We start from the raw sequence: 17,584 nt of genomic DNA, 5'->3' as shown, positions 1-17,584 counted from the left end.
GCACGGATGAGCAACGCGGGAGGTACCATGCAGGAAGAGACGAGAGACGCGAAGTCGGCGCTGCCGCGCTTTTTCACGCTCGAGATGTTCATGTTCACCGTCACGGCGCTTTCGGGCCTCGTGCTGCTGTGGTCCATCGCGGTGCCGTACCGCAACGTGGCCATCATGGTGTGCGCGGGCGTGGTGTTCACGCTGTCCATCGTGGTGGTCATCCGCCTTATCATGGACCCCGACTCGGTGCGCGCGCGTCAATCGGACTCCATGTTGAAGCTGGCCAGCCAAACGCTGGCCTGCATGAACGACGGCATGGATCGCACGGCCGCCCAGAAGATCTGCGGGTTGCTGCTGCCATCGACTGCGGCCATCGCCGTGGCCATCACCGACAAGGACCAGATCCTCGGCTATGCGGGCTTCGAGGAAGCGCAGAACCCGTCGGGCAGCATCATCCGAACGCATGCGACGCACGCCACCCTGGCGGACGGCAAGCTGCGCATCCTGTTCACGCCGGAGGACATCGGCTTTCCCAGCGGGACGTCGAACATCAAAGCCGCCATCATCGTGCCGCTTGTGGTGGGGCGCAACGTGGAAGGCACGCTCAAGTTCTACTACCGCCGTGCGAAGCACATCAGCGAGACGCAGAAGTCCATCGCCGAGGGCTTCGGCAAGCTGCTCTCCACGCAGATGGCGGCGTCGGCGCTCGAAGAACAAACCCAGCTGGCCACGCGCATGGAGCTCAAGATGCTGCAGAGCCAGATCAATCCGCACTTCCTGTTCAACACCATCAACACCATCGCCTCGCTGATCCGCACCGATCCCGAGACGGCGCGCAAGCTGCTGCGCGAGTTCGCCGTGTTCTACCGCCGTACGCTCGAGGACTCGGCCGACCTGATCGTGTTCGCGCGCGAGATGGAGCAGACGAAGCGCTACTTCACGTTCGAGGTGGCGCGCTTCGGCTCCGACCGCGTGGAAATGGAAATGCGCGTGGACCCGCGCGTGGAGGACATGCTCGTGCCGCCGTTCTTGCTGCAGCCGCTTGTGGAGAACGCCGTGCGTCACGCCATGCCGTCCGAAGGCAAGCTGACCATCGAGGTGACGGGCGAAGTGGTGGGCGACGACGTGATCGTGCGCGTGTGCGACAACGGCGTGGGCATGACCGAGGAAGCGCGCTGCAACATCCTGCATCCCGAGTCGTCGAGCGGCTTGGGCATTGCGGTGAAGAACGTGCACGATCGCATCTGCGGGTACTTCGGGCCCGGCACGCACATGGACGTGGACAGCGAGCTGGGGCGCGGAACCTGCGTGATCCTCGTGCTCAAAGAAGGCGCGCTGCGCGAATATCAATAGACTGCGAAAAACAGCCAAAGACTCGCAGAGGCGCGTTGGGTCCTGCAGGCTCTCATAATCGGGGGCGGAGAGATTGTGTTAGGCGATAACGTGCACCGGCATTCGATTGGTCAAGACGGGCCTTTCGGGAAAGTCCTCTTCCGTTTTGCCGAGTATGATAGAGCAGCATGGTTCGAAACCCTCAGGTAGGCTGAGACGTTCGAGGGTTTCGGGGCAAACGAGGATTGCCGCGATAGGATACCAAATACAGCACGAGCCCAATCCGAGCTCGGTTGCTTCAAGCGCCATGTTGTGCACGATCATAGCGGCGCTTGAGTACATCGTGTTCTCTCGTCCGGGGTGTATTTGAGCCGAGACAAGGATCATCATCGGAGCACCGTAGAGAGGATGGCTGAACGTGCCGCGGACGAGGTTTCTGCCCGCCTGCTCGATTTCGTATAGAAGGCCGAGATTCGTAATGACGGTGAGATGGAACTTGTTGTAGTCTGCCATGACTACGGGAGCTGCTTGCGCTGCGTATAGTACAAGTTCAAGCTCGCGTTCGCTCACAGGTTCTCCGGTGTAGCTTCGCACGGATTTTCTGCTGCGTATGACACCCATGGTCTCCATGGTTGCCTCCTTCACTTTACACATCGCTTGACTTCGCTCGAACGTTTGTATTTGGAGAGCAGTCAAGTCGGCAAACATTTCTCAAATGCTCAATGTGATCGCTGTAAAAGCATATCGCAGAATACCGCTTTGCATGTCCACATTGGAAAACGTCCCATATGTGGGACTGCATACACGATTCAGCTCTTGAAGTGCAGCTTTTGCGGAATCACCATAGCGACCTGCTCAATAATGGGATGCTTATTGCAGTGGGGAGAATGCCGTATATCATAAAAAAGTATTTCGTATGCTTTGCAGCAGACAGGTGGGTGGAACCATGGAAATAAAGTCTCTCTCAGAGATGCGCATCATCAAAAGCTTTCTGAGTAACATGGAATTCAAAAAGAGCTTTTTCGGGGGCTATGATCGAGGGGATGTTGAGGGTCAGATCTCTCGGTTAGTGGAATTGTATGACGATCTTCTTAAAAAGGCCGACCAATCTTTCAAAGAAGAATTGCAGGAAAAAGATCGGAAGCTGCAGACGGGCATTGAAGAAGCTTTGCAGCAGGCGAGCGAGAAAGCGACCGAGGGACTCGCTTCTGAATATGAAGCGGAATACCAGCAGCGCGTTTTTGAGATTCAGGAAGAATACCAAGCGAAGAGCAAAAACCTAAAAGAGTCCGTCGTTCTGTTGGAAAAAGCCGCTAAGCAGATGTACGTGAAAGCGAAGGAAGAGTCCGCCAACCGCATCGATCAAGCGAATGCCCAGGCGGATAGAATAATCGAAAGGGCAGAGGCGGAGGCTCGTCGAATCGCGGCTGAGGCTCAGCAGCAGGTTGCACAGCATTCCGACGAGGCTCGTCGATCGCTTGAGAACCTGAGATCCCATATCGACAACGAGAACTCTCAACTGGCAAGCCTCATGGTGGAATATGCTCGCCTCGTGGAAGAGATCAGAGGTAGAGACGAGTCTATGAAAGAGCGCATAGATTCTTTCTACGGTTCAATGGCCGATATCATCGAGCAGAACTCTCGCTTGGATGCCGGTGTTGCCCGACAGGGCTCGAGCATGTCGGCCGCATCGGATTCTTCCATGTGGACCGAGTGGCTGTCGTCGATCTTCGATTCGATTCGCGAGGATGATGACGATGACGCCACCCTGATAGGTCATCGTCGTTTTGTCGCGAGCGTATCCGATGCCCAGAAACGAGTGGCTTCGCAGGATAACGAGGATGGCATCCTCGAAAAGAAGCAGGTGAGAGGCGCTCATGCAGTCAGGGAATCTGATTTCGAGTTCAACTTGGACTGAGATGCGCCGATGTTTTCCCACGGCGGTTATGGCATAGGGAACCGTTAATCGAATATACGGTATGTGAGAGACGGAAGCGTTGGTCGATGCTTCCGTCTCTCCTTTGGCTACCTGACGAGCGTGAGAAGGACGTATCCCAGTAAAAACGTCAGGCATACGCCAACTGCGCCTCGGATTGCCGCCTTCATCCCGCGCGCGCCTGATGATACGATGTCGGCCGGCGCAGCTTTCCGTTTCTTCCTGAATCTCCTGAGGCGCAGGTGCGCTATTTCGACATGGTCGAGGGGGATGTTTTCGATCATCGAGAAATCGGCTTCGCGTGGACGGCGCAATCTTCTTTTTTCGTTACGGGAACGTGCCATGAGACTGGTCCTTCGAACGAGGATGCGGTAGAGCAAAGGGCTCGGCAAAAGGCCGAAGCCTCGCTTTTTATCATGATAGTCGTTTGAAAACCTTTTTCCTTTCCTGACTCTAAAGTGCTCATATGTGGGATGCTCAAAACCAAGCCATCTGCACTATGGGGATCAAAATTTCGTTTTTGACCAGGCATTCTTTCCCTCATTACGCCATTTGTTATTATTTTTGTGACATATAGGTGGCAATGATCTATAATTGCAAATACCATACATGTATGGTATTAATTCGGAAAGCAAAGTAATTCACTTGGAGATTGAAGGGCGCATATGGTCAGACAGGTTGAAAGAGAGCTTGCTGGAATCTTGGCTCCGGCAGCGGCCCCGTTCCCTGCGATTCCGAGAAGGGCTGCGGAAGGCGGGCGTGTGGCCAATATGAATCCCTGTCTGAATAAAACCTTTCGCCATTTCTCTTCAATCGAAGAAAAGCCCGGTTCCGGGATGGTTGGAGAACCTCGGGAAGGGGCGACTCCTCCAGCTTTCGAGCAGCTCATCCCGCAGGGCTTTTCCGCGGATCAGGCGTACGGAATCGTCGGTAATTACGAGCGCTTCAATCAAGCGATAGGCCTCGTTCTCAAAAAGATGGCGCACGAGCAATCGCTATCGTGCACGAACCTTGCAAGCGCGACGGGCATACCCCGGTCTACCGTGTCTCGCTATTTGAATGCGAAAGCTCCCATTCCGCTGTATGCGTTCATCCTGCTATGCCATGCTCTGAACTGCAACATGATCCAAGTTGTCGGTCGGGCACTGATCTTGCTTTCGAACTGATTGTCCGAGACGATGATTCCGCGCATTCGCTTCGCCGGGTTTAGCATACAGTGAATAAAGCTCCTTCTCGGGTTCGGTGGCTTTCTTGCAAGAGTCTTGCCGTCCTGTTCGTTTTTTTCTTGGGGATGCAAGGTTTTTACAACAACGACCTGTGGTTTCTCATCGCAACGGGCAGGGAGATACTCGAGAACGGCATTCCGTTCGAGAACCCGTTCGCTCTCCATGACGGAATGCGCATGGTCGTTCAGCAATGGTTGCTGGCATCGGAGTTGTACGTTGTGAAGGACGCGTTCGGCATGCAAGGGCTGGCTGTGCAAACGGGCGCGCTGGGCTGTATATTCTATGCGCTGCTCTCGCATGCGGCGCGCTTGCTCGCATCGAAGGAGGGGGGTTGGGCGGTAGATGCACTCTCGTTCTCCATCGCATGTGCTGCTATCGTCGCCTGGTTCACCGTCAGGCCCAGCATGGTATCGGCTATCATCCTCCTTGTCGAATTGCTGGCGCTCGAGCAGTATAAGCGGGGCGGTCGGCCCGGAATCTTGGTCGTGTTGCCGCTTTGCTCGCTGCTGCATGTGAACGTCCATGCGTCGTTCTGGTGGCTCGGCCCTGTTTTGGCTTTGCTGTACCTCGCGTCTCCTCCTCGGTGCGCGGGAAGCGTGTTCCTTCGCTACGGGTACCCGAAGCTCCCCATTCTTGTCGCCGCGCTGTGCATGTTTCTGACATCGGTCGCGAACCCGTACGGCATGCAAGGGGCGCTGTACTTGGCCTACTCCTTCGGACCGGCGTCTGATATGCCCATCATCGAGCTTCAACCAACGGAACTGCTGTCCCTGTCGGGAACCCTCGTTCTCCTCCTTGCAGCGCTGGGCGTGGCCTTGGCGTTGCTTCGGGGCAGGGGAAGGATCGATCTTCAAGCATTGGTTCTTTTTGCGGGAACGTTGGTCCTGGCTTTTGCGAATCAGCGCAACGGGTGGCTCTTCCTCGTGGCAGCTGCTTTATTCGTCTCGCCGCTGCTCGCCGGTAGTTGCACAGACCTGCCGAAGTTCGGGAAAGGCGGAAACGTCCACGCACTTGCTCGAAGGGCGCAAGCCGCGATGCCCGCTGCCATGTTCTCGGCATGCGCGCTCTGCATGACGATGAGCGTCGCGCTCCTTTCCGATAGCAAACGGTGGGAGATCGATGACGCGCCTTCCACGCCCCTTGTCGCCGTGGATGCGCTCAATGAACGAATCGCTCCAGAGCGCAGGGAGGATGTTTCGATTTTCAACTCGTTCAATGACGGGGGTTTCCTCGAATGGTTCGGGTACCCGGTGTTCATGGATCCTCGCCCCGAGCTGTGGTCGTCGACGGTTACCGGTTGCGAAAAGGACTATGCGGCCGAATACGCCCAATACCTGCGGAGCGAGGTATCGCCTGAAAAGCTGGTGTACGAGTACAAGTTCGACTATCTGATAACAAAAGACGATACAGCGATGGATGCCTGGTGCCAAGAGGATGATGCCTGCGTCGTCCTGGCAGAGGGAGAGGGCTACCGTTTGTGGAATAGACCCTGGTCTGAACAGGCTTTCTGAAAGCCAGACGAGAGTACGCGGGCGTCTCGATCATGGGATGCTCATTATTGGGATTCATGTTGTTGCGAAATTGTTGAAGTTGGATACTGATGGCGTTGAATCCTTTGGTTTCACGAAATGCAAGCTAGAAAAGGAGATTCTCATGTTCAAGATCGTTCAAGGCGCGATGAGTCGCGAGCGTCTTTCTCAGCCGGCCCTTTCCGGCCAGGGATCCATCGAATGGATCATCATTGTCGCAGTCATCGGCATTGCGCTTATCGCGGGGCTGACGGCGCTGTCCGGCATCATGAACCAAAAGCTCAACGATGTAACCACCACCCTGAACGGCGTGAACCCGTAAGCGCTGTGCTGTTTGAGGCTCGGGGAGAGAATATGACTCGATTTCTAATGAAAACGATGGCGCGCGCTCGTATTGCCGACGCGAAGCTTCCCGGGCAAGGCTCTATCGAATGGACGCTCATCGTTGCGCTCATCGGGATATTGCTTGTTGCGGGACTTGTCTCCCTCCAGGGCGTCGTGGGAGAAAAGATAACCGATTTGGGCAATTTCTTGCAGAGCATATAGCGCTGATAAAGCGTTCGTGAAAGAGGATCGGCTTGATTCGCCTTCGAACGGATTGAGCCGATCTCTTTTCATTGCCGAGATACAACGATTCGACCGGAAGGGAGCGGGGATCTGCGCCTTGAAGCCGCTTTCGAACGGTGCGATTCGAGACTGAGGAAAAGAGGGTTCTCGTGATACCTTTGATCGTAGGAGCATGTGGCGCGGCGATCGTTGCATGGCTGGGCGCCTACGGTTACCAGAGGCTGCGTTTCGCGGTGCTCGACCGCGAAGACGCCGCGGAGATCGAAGCACTTCGGGAGGGCCAGTGCGAGAGCAACTGGCTTGCGACGGTTGCTTCTCAAGCCGCTCTCGGTCTTGTAGCGCCGAAGACGCTTAAGACGTTGAACGGCATGGGGCGAATCGATGCCGACACGGTAGAGCGCGCGTCGTACGGTCGAGGTGGTTACAACCCTCCGCTTTCATGCGCTTTGCCTTGGCTCATGTTGTTTGCATTTGTCCCTGCGGCATCGATTGCGCGAGGAGTATTCTCGTTCGATGCTCTGTCGCTTGACCCTCTCACTCTCGTCTTCGGCCTTGCTCTTGCCGCTATTGCGATGGCGGATGCCCGTTTTCGCATCGTCCCTGTGCCGCATCTCGTGCTCCTGTTTGTAAGCGGGCTGCTCGCATTCGGGATGGGCGATCCCTTGGCCTATGTCGTGGTGTCATGCGGGGCGGCGGCGTTTATGTGGGCTGCCTCGCGTATGTTCGAGCTGGTCAGCCGACAGGCGGCGGTTTGCGGGTTAGGCGATGTGCTGCTCGTAGCGGTGATTGCGGCAGCTCTCGCGAGCGCGCAGACGCTTACGTCGTTGGGTGTGTTCTTCGCCGTGCTGGTGCTCGCCAGCATCGCATCCGTCCTGTGGGGCTTACGAGGTCGCGCGAAGAACCGTGTAACTGTTACGTCGTTGCGCCTTCCGCTCGCGCCGGCGGTGGCCGTAGCCGGCGTTGCCGCAACGGCGTTCATATAGGGAGGATCCATGGGTCGCTCGCATCGTATCAAGGGGCAGGCTGCGGTCGAGTTTCTGTGCGTCGTGCCGTTTCTTTTCGTGCTGATGTTCATCGCCGTTGACGTGTCGCGCGTCGTTACCGCGTCGAGCCAGGCGCAAGCCGTCGCGTCCGACACTGCGCGCTGGTGCGCAACCCAGAGAGGCGCCTTGCAGGAAGTGGACGAGGCGAGCGCGCTTGCCCATGCACAGTTATCCGGTCAATTAGCAAACGGCTCGACCGTGAGCTTGCTTAAGGAGCGGGAGCCTGATGCGGCCTATACGATGCGCCTGCTGTCCGACGATGGGGCGGTGGACAAGGCGCAAGCGATCAAAGAGAAGCGCGAGAAGATTACCGTGGAGGTGAAGATGCCCATCGAGCCGCTGTTCCCGGTTTTTTACGGCGTCGGTTGGGGCGGAACGTACAAGGTGACAGGCAAGTATATGGCCTTTGCGACGATCGGCAGGGAGCTCTGACATGGTGTTCATGGAAAAAGTCCGGCACCTTTTCTGTCGTTCGGCGAGGGGCGTCCAAACGTTTTGCGGGCAGGCTTCGGTCGAATTCATCGTGGTCTTGCCGCTGTTCTTGCTCGTGGTGTTTTCGATATTCGCGGCTAGCTTCAGTTTTTTCGAGCGATCGTTCGCAACCCAGCGTCTCACGTCGCTGGGCAGCGAGCTGCCTTCCAACTGGGAGACGCTGTCGAACGAGGAGCTGGTCAAGAATCTGCTCTGCGACGATGGGATATTGGATCCTTCGAATGTTCGCGTAACGTCGGCTTCGGTGACGGTTCCGCCAGCTACGCGCGAGGACGTTGATCCCGATAGCGTGGCCCAGGCGTTTGGCAAGACGCGTTCGACCGTGGAGATGAGGACCCTCGAGGTGCAAGCCGATGTGTCGTACACCTATCGAGACCTGCTCTCGCTTGGTGCTTCGACCAGCATGTCGGGCCACGTGGAGAGAACCTATCTGATTGGGCAGAAATATGAGATCACGTAACAAGCGTTTATCACCCGTGCGTCCTTGCGCCCGTCGTTCCGCGCTGGGCGGGCAGGTGGCGGTGCTGTTCTTGTGCCTGCTCTTTGTTTTGGTGACGTTCGCCGGCCTTGCCGTTGATTTTGCCGGAGCGAACCGCGGGAAGACAATGCAGGAGCAGCATCTCGAAGTCGTCAAAGATGCGGTGTTCTCCGAAGGCGAGAGAATCAAGTTCGCCGACCGGCCGGATCAGGTGGTGTTCGACTCCGTCGAGCGAGCCCTTGCGGCAAACGGTTACGTCGGACAAGCCGAGTGTTTGTTTTACGAGGTTGAAAAGGGTTATCGCACTCCGGACGGAGTTCAGCTGGCCGACGGAAGGCGTGTCTTGGGGATCAGCCTAGTGCTTTCGGGTTCGTATAAGCCCTTGTTCCTCTCCATGATAGGTATACGGAGTATACCTATTGCCGGCAATTTGGCCTGGACGACGGATCTGTACTCCTCGTCTGACGTGGTGTGGCGTCCAAGCGATGTCGCTATCGGTAAAAAGGCCGTCTGGACGTTCGACGGGGGAGCTACTTCGGGTGCCGGAATATCGAATATATCGTTGAGCGATGGCGGGTTCCCGCGAGGCCTGAGGGCTGCCATCGACGGTGTCGTCAGGGACGTCTGAGGGCGTCGGTCGCACGGCTTGGTAAGTGAAGAAAGGGTTGACTATGCGCGATGATAACGATTGGCTCGAGGGCGAAGGGTTCGCCATGCCTGGAAAGGGCGACAAAGCGGAACCCGATGAGCCCGCCGTGCCCCAGGATCGTTCTAAGAAGAAGAGGAAAGGTCGCCGTCGCAACGCAGGCGAATCGTACGACAGCATGCGGCGATCGCTGGTGATCGTGGCCTGCTTCTCCATTGCCGTTGCGGTGGGCGCGATGCTGTTCTCGTCATATCGCACGATGCAGGCGCAAGAACTGATCGATTCCGAGAAAGCCAATCAACGGGCGGTCTTGGTCGCGACGCGCGAGATTGCTCCCGGCGAGGCTATCGGCGCTTCGGATCTTGCGGAGGCTGCGATTCCGATGACCCTCATCCCCGTCGACGCCGTGACGATCGATGAGGCGGGTACGCTGGTGGGGAAGCGCGTGACCGTGCGCTTGAGCCCGGGGATTCCCGTTTCCGCGTCGGCTGTGCGGGAGTCGGCGTCGCCGGCGACTCTGGCCTCCGCGATTGGTGACGGCCATGTGGCCCTGTCGCTGTCGCTTGACGAGGCGTCAGGGGTATCGCCGCTCTTGCGCGTAGGAGACATGGTGGACGTCATATCGCAGTCGAACGATGCGTGGTCGACCCTCGTCTCGAGCGTGCGGGTGCTCGCGCTCGATGAAAAGCTCGGCTCTGAAAAGACCGAGGGATACAGCCGCGTTACGTTGGAGCTCACGCTCGAAGACGCCGTATTCGTTTCCGCCGCTGAGCGCGTGCGCCTCGCGCTGCATCCCGCTGAGATTCCTGGGGAGGCGTGATGCTTCCGCGCGAGTTCGACGAGATGGTGCGTGAGGCGATGGCAACCGCGCGCATCGAGCTCAACAATCTGCGCCTAACGGGAGAATCCGACCGCGTGGACGAGGAGCGCGCAAACGTCATCGTGAGCGGCGTCGTCAACAGGCATCCTCTGTTTTCGACGCGCCCCGAGGGGGTGCGGCGCCAGGCTGCCGAGGATGTGTCGGACAACCTCTTTCGCCTGGGACCCCTTGAAGCGCTGCTCAACGACGAAGCCGTTACCGAGATCATGGTCAACGGCCCCGACGACATCTGGATCGAGCATTCTGGCAAAATCAAGCGCAGCGATCAGCATTTTTTCGATGACGAGCATATACGGAGCATCATCGTGCGCATCGCCGAAGCTGACAACCGTCGTTGCGACGAAGGGGCGCCGCTCTGCGACTGCATCTTGCATCGTCCCGGCGCGTCGTTCGACGGCTCGCGCGTCAACGCCGTCGTGCCCATCATCGCGGTTGACCATCCGTTGCTCAGCATCAGAAAGTTCCACAACGACGTGCTCAAGCCGCGCAACCTGATCGACATCGGGGCCTTCGACAATCGCATGGGACTGTTCATGAAGTGCATGGTGCGCGGGCGCATGAACATCATCATATCGGGAGGCACGGGCACGGGCAAAACGACGCTGCTCAATGCGTTGTCCCTGTTCATCCCCGACGGGCAGCGCATCGTCACCATCGAGGACACCCCGGAGCTTTATATCAACAAGCCGCAAGTCGTTCGTCTGCAATCACGCCCTCCCAACGCCGAGGGCAAAGGAACCATCACCATCATGGATCTCGTTATCAACGCATTGCGCATGCGGCCCGACCGCATCGTCGTGGGCGAGTGTCGTGGCGCGGAAGCGTTCGATATGCTGCAGGCCATGAGCACGGGCCACGATGGGTCGCTCACCACCATCCATGCGAACAACCCTCGCGAGTGCGTCGATCGTCTGCAGTCGATGATCCAGCTGGCAGGGCATGACATGCCGGTGCGCTCCATTCGCGAGTTCATCGCGAACGCTATCGACTTCATCGTTGCCGTCCGTCGCTTTCCCGACGGATCGCGACGCGTCGTGGAAATCGCAGAGGTATGCGGGATGCAAGGTGACATGGTGACGATGGCTCCGATCATGCGGTTCGAGCAGGATCCCTTTACAGGCGGGAAAGTAACGGGCCGCTTTGTCCCTACGGGCGACCGCCCCACAGACAGCCATATCGACCGCATGACGTTTCAGGGGGTCGATCTTGACGGAAGGTTGTTCGTGCGATGAGTATTTTCGAAGTGGTGCTCATATCCGCGCTCGTGGCTCTTGGCGTGGTTCTGCTCCTTATATCGCGCGGCATGCGTATCAGGTTCCGAGCGCGGGAAGAGGCGGCGCGCCATCGGGGCCTGTCTTTGGACGGCCTGGTTTCCCGCGTCAAAGAGATCACTGATCAGGCGGGCATCGATCTTCTTCCTCGGGAGGTTGTTCTGATAGGGGCCCTGACCGCAGTGATTCCATTCTTCGCATGCCAGGCGATGGGGCTGGCCCTCAGCGAGTCGCTCATGGCGGCGCTTTTCGGCGTTATGGTCGTTCCTCTATGGATCATGATGCAGCGTCGTCGCAATATCGCCCGCTTTGAGGACCACCTGGGAAACGCCATGCCCCTTATCGCTGCGAACCTCCGCGCGGGTCTGACGCTACGCCAGGCGCTCATCCCGGTGGCCGAGAACATGGGAGAGCCGCTCAAGAGCGAGTTCTTTCGGCTTGTCGAGGAGGTGTCGTCCGGCGCTTCCATGCCGAAGGCGCTTGACGATCTTGCCAAGCGCGTCAAATCGGACGACTTGCGTCTGTTCGCCACGGCGGTGTCCATCCAGTCCGTGCAAGGCGGGTCTATCGCCGACATCACCGAGCAAGTGGGCGCCACCGTTCGCACGCGCAGCGAGATGCGCCAGTTCGTGAAGTCGAAAACTTCGATGGCGAAGACGTCTACCACTATCATGACGATCATCCCCATCGTCATCTTCTTCGCGTTGATGGGCATATCCCAGGTCCATCGTGATTTCTATATGTCCGCAGACGGTTTGCCCGTCATCATCCTCTGCCTCTTCATGGATGGGGCTGGCTTGTTCGTTCTGAGCAAGATGGGCAAGATCGTCTAAGGCCTGCAAGGTCGTCGAACGAAGGACGTGCCATGATCGCACTTATCGTTATAATCGGAGTGTCCCTCTCAGCGGCGCTGGTATTCGGAGGCGTGCTCTCCAAAGCCTTTCCCTCAGCTCGATCGGAGAGGAAGGGCCCTGTTTCCCATGAGCCTGCGTCGCGCGGCGGGCTGCTCGCGCGCATGCGGGGCGAAGGCCCCTCCGCAAGCAAGAAGGGCGCGGGAGCTTCTTCGGGGCAGAATCAGTCTATGCTCTCCCATATCGCCGACGCGGTGTCGCGCTTCGTTCCCATGGCGGAAGGGGCGGGAGAGGAAGACCGAAACTGGCTCGTGTACTCCGGCGTGAAGATGACGGCGTCCTCATTCTGGGCGTTCAGGGTTATCAGTTTGACGGGTGGCGTCGTAGCGGGCCTTTTTGCCGCCGCTTCGCTCGCCGACCCCTTGCGAAGCGTGTCGGTGTTCATCCTGTGCGTCATTTTGGGAAGCCAAATACCCATGTTCTATATCGCCGCCCGCCGCGCGGAATGGCGCCGTCAACTCGACGAGGATCTTCCCGACGCGCTCGACCTGATGGCGGTTGCCGTTTCGGCGGGGTCGACGTTCGAGTCGGCTTTGCGTGTCGTGGCCGAGCGCATGGATGGGAAACTTGCCGAGTCGTTCGAGGACGTGGTGGAAGAGTCCCGGTACAGCTCTCGCAACCGCGCCCTTGCCAACTTTGCCGCCAGGTCCGGGGTGGAGTCGCTGCAGATATTCGCAGCCTCGCTCGCCCAGGCCGAGGCCTCGGGAGCTCCGCTGCTCGATATCCTGCAAGAACAGGCGAGCTCCGCGCGTACCATGCGTCGACTGCATATCGAGGAGAAGGCGAACGCGCTACAGGTGAAGATGCTCATGCCCATGCTCATGTTCGTGTTTCCCGTGCTCGTCATCATCCTATGCGCTCCGCTCATCGGTCAAGTTCTGACCATGCTGGGCTGATGGGAGGGTTCGGATGAACGATTCGTATCCTTTGACGGCGGAGGCTCTCATGCCCAGCGGAGAGCGCATCGCGCTGCGCTGCGCTTGGGCGACGAGCTTTGCTCAGCGGTTTTTCGGGCTGATGGGGAAGCGGTCGGTTCCCGCACGGTGCGGGTTGGCGTTCGATCGCTGCCGCTCCATCCATATGATGTTCATGCGGGTCCCGCTTGACGTTCTCTGGCTGGTTTCGGGCGATGGGCCTCGGTACGAGGTGGCGGGGTTGTCGAAGGGGGTCATGCCGTGGCGCGTGGCTATGGCGCCTCGCGGGGGCACCATAGCGGTTGAATTCGAAAGCGGCACGTTCAGCGAAGCGCCTTCGAGCATGTTTATCGGCGACGAGGGGATGGTATGAGGATCGAGATAACGGACGACGACCGATCCTTTCAGGTGGATCTGCTTGAGGCTCCTCGCGGGAGGCACGCGCGGAAGAAGAAGGATCGCGTACTCATTCCGCGAGGCGATTCGGAGGTGGAAGACGGGTTCCTGTACGGCGAGGGATTCGTTCCCGGTGGCTCGTTCACCGATTGGATAGAGTCAGGGATATTCGATGAGGAGACGAACGGGGGTAGCCCCCCATCCCTCGATGACGAGAAGGCTGACGAGGATGATTCTTCGGAGGAATTGGGGTTGTCCGAGGTGTTCGCAAATCGGTCTGAAAGGCGAGGGAGGGAGCGTGAGCGCATGCGCGTGCCCAAAGGCCTCATCGTTGCCGTGGCCGGTCTTGTCGTTTTGGCGATTGCAGGCGCGGCCGTCTTTCTGCTCGGGAACATGAACTGAGATGGCTGAGGAGGGCGAAGGTATGAAACGAGCTTGGATTTCGACGCTTCTCGCAACGTGCGCGCTCGCACTCGCCTTGTTCGCGGGTGCCCCGATGGCCATGGCCTCGGAAGGCACGGGCGGCGACGGCGCGCTGGGCGTGGTCGTGCGCACGGACCGCGACGCGTACGCCGAGGGCGACCGCGTAGGCTTGAGTGTTGTGCTCGAGAACTTCTCGGGCGCGGATCTGGTCGGCGTGGAAGCGTCTCTCCTTGTGCCGCAGGGCATCGTATTGGACGACCCGTCGGCTGCGAACATGGCCGTGGGGATGCTTGCGCCCGGGGAGGTGCGTGAGCTTGCGCTTGCGGGCAGCGTTCAGGCAAGCGCGCTCCCGCCCGCAGGGGGCGCTGCCGGCGGCACGGGCGACGCCGGCCGGCCTGCTCAGGGGCCCGGTGCTCCGGACGCTGGGCCGGGATCCGCGCCGCGCGGCATGGCGAGCTTGGGGGACGGCGTTCTCGTCGGCGCCACCCTGCTCGCGGCGGTCGTCGCTGCCGCGATCGTTCTGCTCGCGATACGTCGCATGCGCAATGCCTGGCGAGCGCAACACTGCCTGCTCGTCGTGCTCGTTGCGGCGTTGGCCGGCTCCCTTGGCCTGCCCGCGTTCGCCTCCGCCTCGCCGGACGAGGGCGAAGGCTCGCTGGTCGAGCGGACGGTGGAGGCGTCCTGCTCCGTCGTCGTGGGAGGGAAGGCGGCGGACGTCTCGGCGAGGGCTTCGTACGAAGGCGCGCCCGCTGTTGTCTCGATCGACCGATCAGCGCTTCTCCAGGCAGACGACGCGGACTTCTTCGAGTTGCCCTCGGAAAGCGTGCTCGAAGGCTCGCTCGATACGGGCGGGCTCGCTGTGGAGTCCCTCTCGTTCACGGTTCTCGACGATCGCGGCAACGAGATAGACTCCGGCAGCATCGAGGCTGCCGAACGGTGGAGCGCCCAGGGCATGGGCCTGCTCAAGGGCCTGCATACGGTGGAGGTCTCCTGCGTCTTCGCGAACGGCGAGACCGTTACGGATGCGTTGCAACTGCTGTACGCCGGAACCGACCGCATGGACGACCTGTCCATCGATCGCGAGGACAGCGACGGCGACGGGCTGATGAACTACCTGGAAACCTACTACGGCACCGATCCGAGCAAAGTCGACACCGACGGCGACGGACTGTCGGACTTCCTCGAGATCACGAGGCTGGGCTACGATCCTCTGTCGAACGATACCGACGGGGACGGCGTGCCCGACGGCGATGAGGATGCGGACGTCGACGGTTTGACGAACCTCGAGGAGGTGCGCCTCGGCACCGACCCGATGTCTGCCGATACCGATCTCGACGGCTTGCCCGACGGAGACGAGGTGCGTCTCGGCACCGATCCGCTTGTCCCCGACACCGACGGCGACGGGGCATTGGACGGTTGGGAGATCGAACGGGGGTACGACCCGCTTGTGATGCAGGAGACTTTCGCAGCTGGCGAGAGCCGTGCGTCGGAGCAAGCGTCCGTAACGCTTGAGGTGGAATCGCCCGGCGCTTCGGTGGAGCAGGCGTTCATCCTGCCGATCTCCGGCACGCCCACCGGGTTGAACCTCGAAGAGACGCCGGGCTTCGTGTGCGGTTGGAACTTCGAGGCCCCCGACGATCGGACGGGTGCCTCGATAACGTTCGACCTCGACGCGACCCTGTTCGAAGACCCCTCCTTCGACCCGCAGGTGTACTGGTATGACGAGGAGTCCCAGCAGCTGGTGGAGCAAGCCTCGTCGCGCGACGGCACCCGCATGGCGTTCGAACCCGAACACTTCTCCATCTATTTGGTGGTGGACTCCAAAGACTTCGAGCCTTTCTGGGAGGCGGATACTTGCTTCGAGGTGGTCGATGGGAACATTTCCTGGACCGAAGCAGAAACGGCAGCCAAGGACAAAGGCGGCCATTTGGCCATCATCGACACGCCCGAGAAGCAGGAGGAGATTTACCAGGTTGTCCAGAGGGGGCGAAGCCGTTTCTACTGGATCGGGCTTCGAGACGTGGGGCCCGCAGGGAGCGGGGTCGATTCCGCCGAAGCGGTTGCGAGTGAGGAATCGGTAGGGATCGAGCCCGTCGGCAAGACTTCCGCAAACACGGTGGAGGAAGCGACTTCGAGCGAGTTTGCAACGTCATCGAACAGGGATCGCTACTTCGAGTGGCTCGATGGGCGTCCCCTCGAATATACCCACTGGTCGGAGGGCGAGCCCAATGACAAGCCCTGGTCCTACGGTCCGGAGAACTACGTCGGCATGTGGCGCAACAGGGGCGGTGGCTGGAACGACTTCATCGACCAGGGCTATCGCACCGACGGCTCGTGCGGCTACATCGTCGAGTACGACTGGGGGACCGACTCCAACGGCGACGGCATCTCCGACTACCACTCCCGCCTCATCTTCGACGGCGCGATCGGCCTCGCGAACGGCACGACGCCCTACAAGGGAATCGACTTCAACCAGAGCCCCGATTGGGATGGCGATGGCCTTTTGAACGGCGAGGAGATCGAGGTCGTGGACTTCTTCACCCCCGAAGGGGAGCGGCGCGCCTACATTCGCATCCTGAGCGACCCGACTTCCCCCGAGGGGGACTCGGCGGTGGACTCGCGCACGCTCGGCATTCTGGCCGCGCTCTGCTACGAGGACGGCTCCGCGGCCGCGGCCGAAGGACGGTTCTACCGGATGGGGGAGATCAAGGGAAAGTCGTGGATCACCGACAAGGACAACGAGAAGTACTTTCAGGAGCACAGCGAGCAGTACTACTTCCTCAACGGCGCGAGCGTGAATCCCGAGGGAGGTCAGGACAAGCGCGTCTCCCACGAGTGGAAGGTGGCCGAGACCTACCACTCTCCCATCAACGTCATCGGCACCTCCTACGACGCCACCGTCTACGTGCGCGGCCACGAGGCGGTGCTCGCCTACCGGGGCACCGACGAGGACCCCGAATGGCTGAACGACTTCGTCGGGGGCGTCTGGAACGTCAACGGCGAGGAGGGGCCCGCCCGCGAGACCGCGCGCCGCGTGGCCGACAAGTACGCCGCCCGAGGCTACAACGTCTACATCACCGGGCACTCCCTCGGCGGCTACCTGGCGCAGGTCGGCGCGGCCGAGTTCCTCGGGACCCCCTGGGCGGACAGGCTGCGGGCGGTCGAGTACTTCAACGGCATGGGGCTCGACTACGCCTTCTGGGCCGGCTCCTCGCCCGACTACGCCTCCGAGCGCACGACGCTCAGGGGCTTTTCCGAGCGCACGGGCGCCCTCGTCGGCCATCGCATCTTCGGCGATCCCGTCTCCTTGCTCGGCATCCACTCGGGCGCCGTGAAGGCGTACTGGGCCGCGCGGGAGTGCATCGACAACCACAAGGACATCGACAAGTCCCACGACCTCAACAATGTCCCCGTGAGCGCCCTCTCCTTGGTGACCTCGTCTTTGGAGCCCGTGGACGCGATGCGCGCCTACGGGCTGCCGTCGGGGCTTTGGATGTACACGTGGTCCGTCCGCGAGACCGACGGCTTCTTCTGCGCGATGGGATAAGG

At 59.8% G+C, this 17,584-nt stretch carries 18 protein-coding genes; 16 read left to right on the top strand and 2 right to left on the bottom strand.

Annotated elements, in window-relative coordinates:
* The first annotated feature begins 27 nt into the window (after positions 1 to 27).
* Positions 28 to 1,344, top strand: coding sequence for a histidine kinase (locus C1A15_RS01755; RefSeq protein WP_101720985.1), 1,317 nt, complete (start codon positions 28 to 30; stop codon positions 1,342 to 1,344).
* A gap of 78 nt (positions 1,345 to 1,422) precedes the next feature.
* Here the strand turns inward: C1A15_RS01755 and C1A15_RS01750 are convergent, their stop codons facing one another.
* Positions 1,423 to 1,953 carry a nitroreductase family protein gene (locus C1A15_RS01750; RefSeq protein WP_180952961.1) on the bottom strand — a complete coding sequence of 177 codons (531 nt, stop codon included), beginning with the start codon at positions 1,951 to 1,953 and terminating at the stop codon, positions 1,423 to 1,425.
* 340 nt (positions 1,954 to 2,293) lie between these two features.
* Here C1A15_RS01750 and C1A15_RS01745 point away from each other — a divergent pair, with 340 nt between their 5' ends.
* On the top strand, positions 2,294 to 3,241 hold the full coding sequence (locus C1A15_RS01745) for a hypothetical protein (protein ID WP_146001788.1): 948 nt from the start codon (positions 2,294 to 2,296) through the stop codon (positions 3,239 to 3,241).
* Positions 3,242 to 3,348: 107 nt separating this feature from the next.
* Here the strand turns inward: C1A15_RS01745 and C1A15_RS01740 are convergent, their stop codons facing one another.
* Positions 3,349 to 3,603: a hypothetical protein gene (locus C1A15_RS01740; protein WP_146001787.1), complete on the bottom strand. Its 255-nt coding sequence runs from the start codon at positions 3,601 to 3,603 to the stop codon at positions 3,349 to 3,351.
* Between the two features lie 321 nt (positions 3,604 to 3,924).
* Between C1A15_RS01740 and C1A15_RS01735 the strand changes: the two genes are divergently transcribed.
* From C1A15_RS01735 to C1A15_RS01670, 14 genes are all read left to right on the top strand, one after another.
* Positions 3,925 to 4,425 carry a helix-turn-helix domain-containing protein gene (locus C1A15_RS01735; RefSeq protein WP_101720981.1) on the top strand — a complete coding sequence of 167 codons (501 nt, stop codon included), beginning with the start codon at positions 3,925 to 3,927 and terminating at the stop codon, positions 4,423 to 4,425.
* A 125-nt stretch (positions 4,426 to 4,550) separates the two neighbouring features.
* A complete protein-coding gene (locus C1A15_RS01730) occupies positions 4,551 to 5,996 on the top strand; it encodes a hypothetical protein (RefSeq protein ID WP_101720980.1) in 1,446 nt (481 codons plus the stop codon).
* Positions 5,997 to 6,138: 142 nt separating this feature from the next.
* Positions 6,139 to 6,336, top strand: coding sequence for a hypothetical protein (locus C1A15_RS01725; RefSeq protein WP_101720979.1), 198 nt, complete (start codon positions 6,139 to 6,141; stop codon positions 6,334 to 6,336).
* A gap of 394 nt (positions 6,337 to 6,730) precedes the next feature.
* Positions 6,731 to 7,564, top strand: coding sequence for a hypothetical protein (locus tag C1A15_RS01720; protein ID WP_146001786.1), 834 nt, complete (start codon positions 6,731 to 6,733; stop codon positions 7,562 to 7,564).
* 9 nt (positions 7,565 to 7,573) lie between these two features.
* On the top strand, positions 7,574 to 8,056 hold the full coding sequence (locus C1A15_RS01715) for a TadE/TadG family type IV pilus assembly protein (RefSeq protein ID WP_101720977.1): 483 nt from the start codon (positions 7,574 to 7,576) through the stop codon (positions 8,054 to 8,056).
* Position 8,057: 1 nt separating this feature from the next.
* Positions 8,058 to 8,576, top strand: a complete 519-nt coding sequence (locus C1A15_RS01710; protein WP_101720976.1) for a TadE/TadG family type IV pilus assembly protein — start codon at positions 8,058 to 8,060, stop codon at positions 8,574 to 8,576.
* A gap of 55 nt (positions 8,577 to 8,631) precedes the next feature.
* Complete coding sequence (locus C1A15_RS01705) at positions 8,632 to 9,222, top strand: hypothetical protein (RefSeq protein WP_180952960.1); 591 nt, start codon at positions 8,632 to 8,634, stop codon at positions 9,220 to 9,222.
* Between the two features lie 196 nt (positions 9,223 to 9,418).
* Positions 9,419 to 10,060 (top strand): Flp pilus assembly protein CpaB, encoded by a 642-nt coding sequence (gene cpaB, locus C1A15_RS01700; RefSeq protein WP_180952959.1) that lies wholly within the window; start codon positions 9,419 to 9,421, stop codon positions 10,058 to 10,060.
* A complete protein-coding gene (locus C1A15_RS01695) occupies positions 10,060 to 11,352 on the top strand; it encodes a TadA family conjugal transfer-associated ATPase (protein ID WP_101720973.1) in 1,293 nt (430 codons plus the stop codon). Before cpaB ends, C1A15_RS01695 begins: the two co-directional genes overlap by 1 nt.
* Positions 11,353 to 11,477: 125 nt before the next feature.
* Entirely contained in the window at positions 11,478 to 12,224 is a 747-nt protein-coding gene (locus C1A15_RS01690; RefSeq protein ID WP_180952958.1) for a type II secretion system F family protein, read from the top strand.
* A 248-nt stretch (positions 12,225 to 12,472) separates the two neighbouring features.
* Positions 12,473 to 13,198, top strand: coding sequence for a type II secretion system F family protein (locus C1A15_RS01685; protein WP_180952957.1), 726 nt, complete (start codon positions 12,473 to 12,475; stop codon positions 13,196 to 13,198).
* Positions 13,199 to 13,211: 13 nt separating this feature from the next.
* Positions 13,212 to 13,589, top strand: a complete 378-nt coding sequence (locus tag C1A15_RS17400) for a DUF192 domain-containing protein (protein ID WP_425430946.1) — start codon at positions 13,212 to 13,214, stop codon at positions 13,587 to 13,589.
* On the top strand, positions 13,586 to 14,014 hold the full coding sequence (locus C1A15_RS01675; RefSeq protein WP_101720970.1) for a hypothetical protein: 429 nt from the start codon (positions 13,586 to 13,588) through the stop codon (positions 14,012 to 14,014). The genes C1A15_RS17400 and C1A15_RS01675 overlap by 4 nt, the downstream gene beginning before the upstream one ends.
* Positions 14,015 to 14,036: 22 nt before the next feature.
* On the top strand, positions 14,037 to 17,582 hold the full coding sequence (locus tag C1A15_RS01670) for a Tle-like phospholipase domain-containing protein (protein WP_101720969.1): 3,546 nt from the start codon (positions 14,037 to 14,039) through the stop codon (positions 17,580 to 17,582).
* Positions 17,583 to 17,584: the final 2 nt, after the last annotated feature.

It is taken from the genome of Eggerthella timonensis (genome assembly GCF_900184265.1).
Taxonomy (GTDB): Bacteria; Actinomycetota; Coriobacteriia; order Coriobacteriales; family Eggerthellaceae; genus Eggerthella; species Eggerthella timonensis.
The sequence above is the reverse complement of the archived record's forward strand: the minus strand, read 5'-3'. Positions and strand labels throughout refer to the sequence as shown.

Bases quoted from the DNA above. Each gene is read 5' to 3' on its own strand.
- C1A15_RS01755 (WP_101720985.1), top strand. From the start codon at position 28: ATGCAGGAAGAGACGAGAGACGCGAAGTCGGCGCTGCCGCGCTTTTTC.
- C1A15_RS01750 (WP_180952961.1), bottom strand. From the start codon at position 1,953: ATGGAGACCATGGGTGTCATACGCAGCAGAAAATCCGTGCGAAGCTAC.
- C1A15_RS01745 (WP_146001788.1), top strand. From the start codon at position 2,294: ATGCGCATCATCAAAAGCTTTCTGAGTAACATGGAATTCAAAAAGAGC.
- C1A15_RS01740 (WP_146001787.1), bottom strand. From the start codon at position 3,603: ATGGCACGTTCCCGTAACGAAAAAAGAAGATTGCGCCGTCCACGCGAA.
- C1A15_RS01735 (WP_101720981.1), top strand. From the start codon at position 3,925: ATGGTCAGACAGGTTGAAAGAGAGCTTGCTGGAATCTTGGCTCCGGCA.
- C1A15_RS01730 (WP_101720980.1), top strand. From the start codon at position 4,551: ATGCAAGGTTTTTACAACAACGACCTGTGGTTTCTCATCGCAACGGGC.
- C1A15_RS01725 (WP_101720979.1), top strand. From the start codon at position 6,139: ATGTTCAAGATCGTTCAAGGCGCGATGAGTCGCGAGCGTCTTTCTCAG.
- C1A15_RS01715 (WP_101720977.1), top strand. From the start codon at position 7,574: ATGGGTCGCTCGCATCGTATCAAGGGGCAGGCTGCGGTCGAGTTTCTG.
- C1A15_RS01710 (WP_101720976.1), top strand. From the start codon at position 8,058: ATGGTGTTCATGGAAAAAGTCCGGCACCTTTTCTGTCGTTCGGCGAGG.
- cpaB (WP_180952959.1), top strand. From the start codon at position 9,419: ATGCGGCGATCGCTGGTGATCGTGGCCTGCTTCTCCATTGCCGTTGCG.
- C1A15_RS01695 (WP_101720973.1), top strand. From the start codon at position 10,060: ATGCTTCCGCGCGAGTTCGACGAGATGGTGCGTGAGGCGATGGCAACC.
- C1A15_RS01685 (WP_180952957.1), top strand. From the start codon at position 12,473: ATGCTCTCCCATATCGCCGACGCGGTGTCGCGCTTCGTTCCCATGGCG.
- C1A15_RS17400 (WP_425430946.1), top strand. From the start codon at position 13,212: ATGAACGATTCGTATCCTTTGACGGCGGAGGCTCTCATGCCCAGCGGA.
- C1A15_RS01675 (WP_101720970.1), top strand. From the start codon at position 13,586: ATGAGGATCGAGATAACGGACGACGACCGATCCTTTCAGGTGGATCTG.
- C1A15_RS01670 (WP_101720969.1), top strand. From the start codon at position 14,037: ATGAAACGAGCTTGGATTTCGACGCTTCTCGCAACGTGCGCGCTCGCA.